Source organism: Streptomyces oryzae, from assembly GCF_017676365.1.
Classification (GTDB): domain Bacteria; phylum Actinomycetota; class Actinomycetes; order Streptomycetales; family Streptomycetaceae; genus Streptomyces; species Streptomyces oryzae.
Genome location: NZ_JADKMA010000332.1, coordinates 1 through 4,094 on the forward strand (window position 1 = coordinate 1; position 4,094 = coordinate 4,094).

Consider the following 4,094-nt stretch of genomic DNA (forward strand, 5'->3'; position numbering starts at 1 on the left):
GGTCGCATCACGTGAATCAACCTCCCGTCGGCTGATGCCGGTTCAAGAACCGGTCGTATGGGCACATCGTGTCGCATGCCACTGACAATCGGCGCTGACCTGCGCATACGCCGCACAGGGATGCGGCCCGAGGTGGCGAGGCCCGGTGGCGGGACACGGGGCTGGACCGGCGGCGGGCCGGGGCGGTTGGCGTAACGGCGGCGGCCTGCTGCATACTTTGAACTGACCAGTCAGTTCAAAAGCCGCTGTGCCCGGTACCGGGGGCCGGGCACAGCGCCCCAGTGGGCGCGACAGCGAGTGGGAGGGGCCGTGACACAGCTGCGGGGAGCCGCCGTATCGGCGGAGGACTTCGGGCTCGACGGGCCGCGCGGCCCGGTCTTCGCCGGGGTGGGTTTCAGCGCCGGGGCCGGCTCGCTGATAGCGGTGACCGGTCCGTCCGGATCAGGGCGCACCTGCCTGCTGCTGGCGCTGACCGGCCGGATGAAGGCGACCCGCGGGCACGCCAGGGTGGCCGGGCATCCGCTGCCCAAGCGGCTCGCGCCCGTACGCCGGATCAGCGCGCTGGGTCCGGTACCCGGCGTCAACGACCTGGACCCCGCGCTGACCGTCACCGAGCAGCTGCGCGAACGCGTACTGCTGCAGCGGCGGTTCGACAGCCCGCTGCGTGCGCTGCTGCGCCCCCGCAAGGAGCGGGCCGCAGCGAGCCGGGCGCGGCTGGAGGCGGCCCTCGAGACCGCGGGCCTGGATCTGGACGCGCTGCCCCAGGGCGGGCGCACGGCCGTACGGGAGCTGGACCGGCTGGAGGAGCTGCGGCTCTCGGTGGCGCTTGCGCTGCTGGGTGAGCCGCGGCTGCTGGCCGTCGACGACGTGGATCTGAAGCTTTCGGAGCGCGAACGCGAGGCGGCCTGGGCGATGTTGCGCGCGGTCGCTGAGCAGGGCACCACCGTGCTCGCGGTGTGCAGCGAGCCGCCTGCCGAGGGCGCGGTGGTGGTCCGTACCGAGCAGCAGCCCGCGGGCGGCGGGCGGAAGGCGCGGAAGGACGACGCAGACGGGGCGGACGGGACCGGTGAGGCTCGTGGAGCCGACGGGGCCGACGACGAGGAGAAGGAGGGGGCGGACGATGCGCTCGCCGAGGCTAGCCGCGCTTGAGCTGAAGCGGTTCGGCAGGGGACGGCTGCCGCGGGCCGCGATAGCCGCGATGCTGCTGCTTCCGCTGCTGTACGGCGCGCTGTACCTGTGGTCGTTCTGGGACCCGTACAACCGCCTGGACAAGGTGCCGGTGGCGCTGGTGAACGAGGACCAGGGCGCCACCGTCAAGGGCGAGAAGCTGAACGCGGGCGACGACATCGTCAAGGGCCTGCACGACAGCGACTCGTTCGAGTGGCACGAGACCAGCGCGGCCGACGCGCGCAAAGGGGTCGAGGACGGGCGGTACTACCTGTCGCTGACGGTGCCCTCCGACTTCAGCAAGCGGGTCTCCTCCAGCTCGGGCGACTCCCCCGGGACAGGCGCGCTCAAGGTACGCACCAACGACGCGAACAACTACATCGTCGGGCAGATATCCCGCACGGTCTTCTCCGAGGTACGCGCCAGCGCCTCCAGCAAGGTCTCGCGCGGCTTCTACGACAAGATCTACGTCTCCTTCTCCACCCTGCACGGCAAGACGGCGCAGGCCGCCAAGGGCGCCGACGACCTGGGCGAGGGCATCGGCAAGGCGGAGAAGGGCGCGGGCAAGCTGAAGCACGGGCTCGGTGACGCGGAGGACGGCAGCGGCCGGCTCAAGAGCGGTACGGCAAAGCTGCACACGGGCTCGGGCACGCTGAAGACCGGCGCTGGCCGAGTCGCCGACGGCACCCAGAAGCTGGCCGACAAGGTCAACGGCGCCGCCGACAAGGTGCGGCCGTTCCTCAAGGCGCACAGCGGCGACATCGGCAAGGCTGCGCGCGGCGTGGCCCGTACGAGCAAGACCCTCAAACAGAACCTCGGCAAGCTGCCGGGTGCCGCACAGCGCGCTCAGCACGACTCGCGCGCGGCGGCCAACACGCTCTCCGAGGTGTACGAGGCGCGGTGCGGAAAGGGCGCCCCGGGCAAGGGACAGCCGGGCAAGAACCTGCCGGACAAGGGGCTGCCGGGCGAGCCCAGCCCGAGCGTCACCGTTCCAGGGGGTGACGGCAGCAGCACCCAGCTGCCCGGAGCGGGCGACGCGTCCGCCAAGGCGCCGCAGCCCTCCGCCGGTGAGCAAGGGCCCGCCCTCGGGTCCGGCTCCTGCCCGCAGTTGAAGAAGGCGGTCGACGCGGCCGAGCGGTCGGCGAAGGTCGCCGCGAAGGTCAACGGATACGTCAAGAACGAGAAGAACCTCGACGAACTCGGCCGCGACCTCGACGACCTCAACCGCGCCGCGAACGACGTCGCCAAGCGGGCCCCGCACCTCCAGCAGGACGTGGACAGCGCCGTACGGCAGATCAACAAGCTCAACAAGGGCGCGCACAAGGTCGCCAAGGGTGCCGGGAAGCTGCACTCCGGGCTGGGCACGGCCGAGACCGGCGCCGCCACGCTCGACACCGGCCTGGGCAAGCTGTCCAGCGGCGCCGCATCCCTCGACGGCGGCCTGTTCAAGCTGGCCGACGGCTCGGGGAAGCTGGCCGGCGGCCTGCACAACGGCGTGAAGAAGATCCCGGACTACGACAAGAAGCAGCGGGACGCCCGTACGGGTGTGATGGCCGACCCGGTGGACCTCGCCTCGCACAAGTCCCACGCGGCGCCCAACTACGGCACCGGCTTCGCGCCGTACTTCATCCCGCTCTCCCTCTGGGTCGGCGCGATGATCGCGTACATGCTGCTGCAGCCGCTCAACAAGCGGGCGCTGGCAGCGGGCGCCCCTGCCTGGCGGATCGCACTGGCGGGCTGGCTGCCGGTGGCCGCGATCGGGGTGGCGCAGGTGGCCGCGCTGATGAGCGTCCTGCACTGGGGCCTGGGTCTCCAGATGGCCCGCGGCCTGGCGACGGTGGGCTTCCTGGCGCTGGTCACGGCGTGCTTCACGGCCGTCGTCCAGTTCCTCAACGCGCGCTTCGGACCGGCGGGCCGGATCCTCGTACTGGCCATGCTGATGCTCCAGTTGACCTCGGCCGGCGGTACGTACCCGATCCAGACCAGCCCCGGCTTCTTCAACGCGCTCCACCCGTTCCTGCCGATGAGTTACGTGGTGGAAGGGCTGCGGCATCTGATCACGGGTGGCGAACTGTGGCCGGTGTGGCGGGCGTGCGCCGTACTGCTGGCCTTCACGGCGGGCGCCCTCGCCCTCACGGCGGTCACCGCGCGCCGTAAGCAGGTGTGGACGCTGGAGAGGCTGCGCCCGGAGATCTCGTTGTGAGACCGGCGCCTGTTTGCGAGAGGACAATGGCCGCATGACGAGCGCCCGCACCACCTCCACGCCACGCAGCCGCAGCGCCACCAGGGACAAGCTCTTCCAGGCGGCGGTCACCCTCATCGCCGAACAGGGGTTCTCCTCCACGACCGTGGAGGAGATCGCCGAACGGGCCGGAGTGGCCAAGGGCACGGTCTACTACAACTTCGCCAGCAAGACCGAGCTGTTCGAGGAACTGCTGCGGCACGGTGTGGAGTTGCTGACCGCGGATCTGCGGCAGGCCGCCGAGGAGACGGCCGGCCGGGGCGGCAGCCGGGTGGACGCGCTGGACGCGATGGTCCGCGCGGGGTTGCAGTTCATCGACCACTACCCCGCCTTCACCCAGCTCTACGTCGCCGAGCTGTGGCGCACCGGGCGCGCCTGGAACGACACCCTGCTGGTGGTGCGCAAGGAAGCCGTCGCCGTGGTGGAGGACGTACTGCGGGCCGGTGTCGCCGAGGGCGAGTTGAGCGAGGAGATCGACATCCAGCTCACCGCCGCCGCGCTGGTGGGGATGGTGCTGGTGGCCGCGCTGGACTGGAAGGCGTTCCAGCCGGAGCGCTCCCTCGAGGACGTGCACGGTGCGCTGTCCCTGCTGCTGCAGGGCCGGGTGGGAGGGAGCAGACCCCGCTGACCGCTGACCGCTGACCGCGCGGGCCGGGTGGGGGGAGCCGGCCCCGCTCACCTCGCG

3 protein-coding genes are annotated in these 4,094 nt (G+C 71.4%); all 3 read left to right on the forward strand.

Annotation, left to right across the window (positions count from 1 at the left end):
• The first annotated feature begins 309 nt into the window (after window positions 1-309).
• The 3 genes from ITI46_RS33525 to ITI46_RS33535 are packed head-to-tail and all read left to right on the forward strand — an operon-like array spanning window position 310 to window position 4,037.
• Complete coding sequence (locus tag ITI46_RS33525) at window positions 310-1,149, forward strand: ATP-binding cassette domain-containing protein (protein WP_209243721.1); 840 nt, start codon at window positions 310-312, stop codon at window positions 1,147-1,149.
• The gene (locus ITI46_RS33530; protein WP_209243722.1) at window positions 1,121-3,370 is read left to right on the forward strand and encodes a YhgE/Pip family protein; all 2,250 of its coding nucleotides are present in this window, start codon (window positions 1,121-1,123) and stop codon (window positions 3,368-3,370) included. Before ITI46_RS33525 ends, ITI46_RS33530 begins: the two co-directional genes overlap by 29 nt.
• Window positions 3,371-3,404: 34 nt before the next feature.
• Window positions 3,405-4,037 carry a TetR/AcrR family transcriptional regulator gene (locus ITI46_RS33535; RefSeq protein WP_209243723.1) on the forward strand — a complete coding sequence of 211 codons (633 nt, stop codon included), beginning with the start codon at window positions 3,405-3,407 and terminating at the stop codon, window positions 4,035-4,037.
• The last annotated feature ends 57 nt before the right edge of the window (window positions 4,038-4,094 follow it).